The 4,617-nt window shown below is 70.3% G+C and carries 3 protein-coding genes and 2 pseudogenes; 2 read left to right on the forward strand and 3 right to left on the reverse strand.

Translation table 11 applies throughout. The annotated features are described in order from the left end of the window. From I5E_RS22550 to ptsP, 3 genes and pseudogenes are all read right to left on the reverse strand, one after another. Nucleotides 1-578: pseudogene (locus I5E_RS22550) on the reverse strand (hypothetical protein); the annotation flags it as partial. Between the two features lie 38 nt (nucleotides 579-616). Next, a pseudogene (locus I5E_RS04305) lies at nucleotides 617-1,474 on the reverse strand (PTS transporter subunit EIIC); the annotation flags it as partial. A 63-nt stretch (nucleotides 1,475-1,537) separates the two neighbouring features. Then, nucleotides 1,538-3,193: a phosphoenolpyruvate--protein phosphotransferase gene (gene ptsP / locus I5E_RS04310; RefSeq protein WP_022905910.1), complete on the reverse strand. Its 1,656-nt coding sequence runs from the start codon at nucleotides 3,191-3,193 to the stop codon at nucleotides 1,538-1,540. 261 nt (nucleotides 3,194-3,454) lie between these two features. On the opposite strand from ptsP, the gene I5E_RS04315 reads away from it, so the two are divergent. Both I5E_RS04315 and I5E_RS04320 read left to right on the forward strand, forming a co-directional pair. After that, the gene (locus I5E_RS04315; protein ID WP_031261515.1) at nucleotides 3,455-4,225 is read left to right on the forward strand and encodes a DeoR/GlpR family DNA-binding transcription regulator; all 771 of its coding nucleotides are present in this window, start codon (nucleotides 3,455-3,457) and stop codon (nucleotides 4,223-4,225) included. A 77-nt stretch (nucleotides 4,226-4,302) separates the two neighbouring features. Further along, nucleotides 4,303-4,575: an HPr family phosphocarrier protein gene (locus I5E_RS04320; RefSeq protein WP_022905912.1), complete on the forward strand. Its 273-nt coding sequence runs from the start codon at nucleotides 4,303-4,305 to the stop codon at nucleotides 4,573-4,575. Nucleotides 4,576-4,617: the final 42 nt, after the last annotated feature.

Consider the following 4,617-nt stretch of genomic DNA (forward strand, 5'->3'; position numbering starts at 1 on the left):
GCGTTCCGCGGGATGGTGACCGTGACGGTCGCCCGTGCGTCGCGGTAGTCGTTCGCGATGATCGACTCGATGTCTCCGTCCGCGCCCGAGAAGGTCGCCCAGTAGCAGCCGGCCGGTGCAGACGTGCGCCACGTGGTGCCGGCGCTGATCTGTGGTCCGACGACGTACACGCCGTCCGAGCTGATGTTCGCGAGCTTCGGACCCGCGGATCCGACCGGGTACCAGGAGCCGCAGTCGTCGAGCTCGACGTACTTGTCCGAGCTCGAGATGGTCATGAGTCGCTGACCGGAACCGAGGTCGTTCGCTCGGATGTCGTCGAGGCGACCCTGCGCGCTGCTGAGCCGCGCCCAGTAGCAGAGCTGGCTCGTCTTCGTCGTCGAGTAGTACGTGCCGGCCTTCACCTGCGTGCCGACGCGGAAGGTTCCGTCCCCGGAGAACGCCACCGCGGCCTTCGAGATCGCGGCGGTGGCCGCGCTGCGAGCGGCACCGTCGGCGTAACCGTTCTTCGACACGATCACTCGGGACGAGATCTTCGCCCCGACGTCGTAGTACCCCAGTCGGTAGGTCCGACCGGTCATGCTCGGGACGACGGTCCCGTTGCGCGACCACTCGTACCGAAGTAGATCTCGTGGATGCCGCCGAGGAACTGGATGATGATCGCGCCGGGAGCGGTCGAGCGGGCGATGCCGACACCGAAGAAGGTGAAGGCGAGCAGGATGCCGAGACCGGGGCCGGGGTTCGCCTCGAGCAGGAAGAGGATGCTCTTGCCCGACTCCTTCACCTGGGCGGCACCGAGCTGGTCGAGCACACCGTGGTTGATGGCGTTGTTCAGGAAGAACACCTTCGCCGGCTCGATGATCACGCTGGCGAGCGGGAGCAGCGAGTGGTTGATGAGGAACTCCACCGCCGCGCCGAGGCCGTTCGCGATGGCCTTGAAGACCGGCGCGAGCCAGAAGAACCCGATCATCGCGAGTACGAAGCCCAGGATGCCGGCCGCGTAGTTGTTCACGAGCATCTCGAAGCCCGGGCGGATCTTGCCGTCCCAGATCTTGTCGATCTGCTTGATGATGTACGCGCCGAGCGGGCCGCAGATCATCGCGCCGAGGATCATCACGGTGCCGTTGGCGCCGAGGATGACACCCATCGCGAAGATCGAACCGACGACGGCGCCGCGGGTCTCGTAGACCATCCGGCCGCCCTGGATCGCGATCGCGAGCGGGATGAGGTACGTCAGGATCGGGCCGACGACGCCGGGGTTGGCGACGCCGTTCGTCTCACCGAAGCCACCGAGGATCCCGACGGGGGTCCAGCCGGTCTCGATGAAGAAGGCCGTGATGATGCCCCACGCGATGAAGATCGCGATGTTGGGCATGACCATGCCGGAGAGGAACGTGCCGAACTTCTGAACGGCGACGCGTGCGCCGCCCCGCGACTTCGCGGGAGCGTCGGGCGCTGCAACGGACGACGTTGTCATGTGCGGTGACTTTCTGTGAGGTGCTGCTGCTGCGTGTGGAGGGAAGGTGGTGCTGGGGTCGGATCAGGCGGCGTGCGTCGCGGCCGCGGCGGACTTCGCAGCCGCCGCCGTCGACGCGGCGAGTGCCGCCTGGGCCATCTCGCGGGCCTCGGCGAGGGTGTACTTGCCGAGTTCGGCACGCACGTCGGCGAGGGCCGCGGGGGTCATGGAGAGGGTCGTGGCGCCGAGTCCGACGAGCACGACGGCGAGCAGCGGGTCGGCTGCCGCCTCGCCGCAGATCCCGACGGCCTTGCCCGCGTGCTGCCCGGCGGTGCCGAGCTGCGCGACGAGTCGGAGGACGGCGGGGTGCCACGGGTCCTGGTAGGACGCGACGGTGCCGAGCATGCGGTCGGCGGCCATCGTGTACTGGGTCAGGTCGTTCGTGCCGATCGACACGAAGTCGGCGGAGGTGAACACCTGGTCGGCCATGAGCGCGAGCGAGGGGACCTCGGCCATGACGCCGGCGGTCCGGATGCCGAGCTCCCGGGCGAGGTCGACGAAGTACTCGGTCTCCTCGGCGTCGGCGACCATCGGCGCCATCACCCAGAGGTCGGCCTCGGTCTCGGCGTCGGCCTGGGCGAGGGCGGTGAGCTGGTCGCGGAGCACCTCGGGGTGGTTCCGGAGCGCGCGGAGTCCGCGACGACCGAGGGCCGGGTTCTCCTCGTCCTTGTCGGTGAGGAACGGCAGCGGCTTGTCCGCACCCGCGTCGAGCGCCCGGACGACGACCTTCTTGCCCGGGAACGCCTCGAGCAGCTGCTTGTAGGAGCCCTTCTGCTCGTCGACGGTCGGCGCCTTCGGCGAGTCGAGGAAGAGGAACTCGGTGCGGAAGAGCCCCACGCCCTCCGCACCGAGAGCAACGGCACCCGCGGCGTCGGCCGGGCTGCCGAGGTTCGCGAGCAGCGGGACGGTGTGTCCGTCGGCGAGCGCACCGGCGGTCAGGGGCGCTGCGGCCGCGGCGAGGCGGTCGGCGATGCGCTGTTCGACGTCGGCCACGAGCTCGGCGGAGGGGTCCGTGACCACGGTGCCGGCCGCGGCGTCGACGACGACCTCGACCCCGTCGGCCAGGTCGTCGGCACCGGTGACGCCGACGATCGCGGTGATGCCCTTGGCGCGGGCGAGGATCGCGGTGTGCGAGGTCGGGCCGCCGTCGCGCGTGACGAGGGCGAGGACCTTCTCGAGGTCGAGGAGCGCGGTGTCGGCGGGCGCGAGGTCGCGGGCGACGAGCACGAACGGGGTGTCGGACTCCGGCACGCCCGGTGCGGCGACGCCGCGGAGCTTGGCGACGATGCGCTGGGCGACGTCGTCGAGGTCGGCCGCGCGCTCCCCCATGTAGCCGCCCATCGACACGAGCAGGTCGCGGAACTGGCCGAACGCCTCGAACACGGCGCGCTCGGCGTTGGTGCCGCCGTCGATGCGGGCGTGGACGTCGTCGAGGAGCGTCGGGTCCTGCGCCATGAGCGCCTGCGCCTCGAGCACGGCCTGGGCGTCGCCGCCCGCGAGCTGCCCGCGCTTGTTGAGGTCGTCCGCCACCGCTGCCAGCGCCGAGGCCACCGCCTGCTTCGCGTCGTCCGCGGAACCCGTCAGCGCGTCCTTCGACGGTTCGCCGAGCGGGTCCGCCATGCGGAGCACGGGGCCGTGGGCGACGCCGCGGCCGACGCCGGTGCCGAGCAGTTCGGACATTCGAGACTCCTTCATCTCACGCGCGCTTGCGGTGGGGTGGTCGTTCGGTGCGCACGACGCGGAGACGGGACCCCGCCGGTGCGGCTGTGCAGCACCATACCCCGATCCACGTTGACAAACAAACACATCCGGGGATAAAAATGCAGAAACAGATGCCCGTTTGCGTCTGGTGGCTGAACCGCTCCGGTCATGGTCGCCGAGGACGTGCCCGGTCGTGTCCGTTCCGTTCCGACTCCACCGTTCCGAGACGACGAGGCCCCGATGTACGCACCAGAGCGCCACCAGCGCATCGTCGAGCAGGCGCGGGCGCAGGGTCGGGTCGACGTGAAGGACCTCGCCGAGCTGCTCGAGGTCACGCCGGAGACGATCCGCCGCGATCTGACCTCGCTCGAGCGGCGCGGGCTGGTCCGTCGCGCGCACGGCGGCGCGATCCCCGTCGAGCGCATCACCCTGCACCCGGGCGTGGGCGACCGCGGCGGCATCAACCAGGCCGAGAAGATGGTCATCGCCGAGGCGGCGATCGGGGAGCTGCCCGAGATCGGCTCGATCATGATCGATGCCGGCACCTCGACCATCTGCCTCGCCGAGCTGCTCCCGAACGACCGCGGCCTCACGGTCGTGACCCACTCCCTGCCGGTGGCGATGGCCGTCGCGAACCGGCCGGGCATCGACCTGCACCTGCTCGGCGGCAACATCCGGAGCGACTCGCTCGCCGGCGTCGGGACCTGGACGCACCAGCTGATCGGGATGGTGAGCGTCGACGTCGCGTTCATCAGCATCAACGGCATCACCCCGGAACGCGGCCTGACGACGCACAACATGGCCGAGGCCGCCGTGAAGTCCGCGATGATCAAGTCCGCCCGCCGGAGCATCCTGCTCGCCGACCACACCAAGTTCGGCCGCGAGGAGTTCGGTCGTGTCGCCCCGCTCGCCGCGATCGACACGATCATCACCGACCCCGGCGTGAACGCCGACCTCGTCCGCGAGGTCGAGGCCGCCGGCACCGAGGTCTTCTGGCCGGGCCGCGACTGACCTCGGTCAGGCGCACCGGAACCGCCCACCCCGCGCTCGCTACCATGAGCCAACCACCCATCGACAGGAGTACATCGATGTCCGAAGCCACCCGCACCGTCACCGTCGCCAGCGCGTCGGGGCTGCACGCCCGCCCCGCCTCCCTCTTCGTCCAGACCGTGACCGCGTCCGGCCACCAGGTCACCATCGCGAAGGGCGACAAGTCCGGCAACGCGGGCAGCATCCTCGCGCTCCTCGGCCTCGGCATCGAGAACGGCGACGAGGTCACCCTGACGGTCTCGGGCGACGACGCCGAGACGACCGCGGACAGCCTGGTCGAGTTCCTGAAGACGGACCACGACGCGGCCTGATCGCGCGGGGCGCGTCCCGGACGCGACCACGAGACGGACGGG

The sequence above is a fragment of the Curtobacterium sp. B18 genome (assembly GCF_000333375.1).
In the GTDB taxonomy this organism is placed as follows: domain Bacteria; phylum Actinomycetota; class Actinomycetes; order Actinomycetales; family Microbacteriaceae; genus Curtobacterium.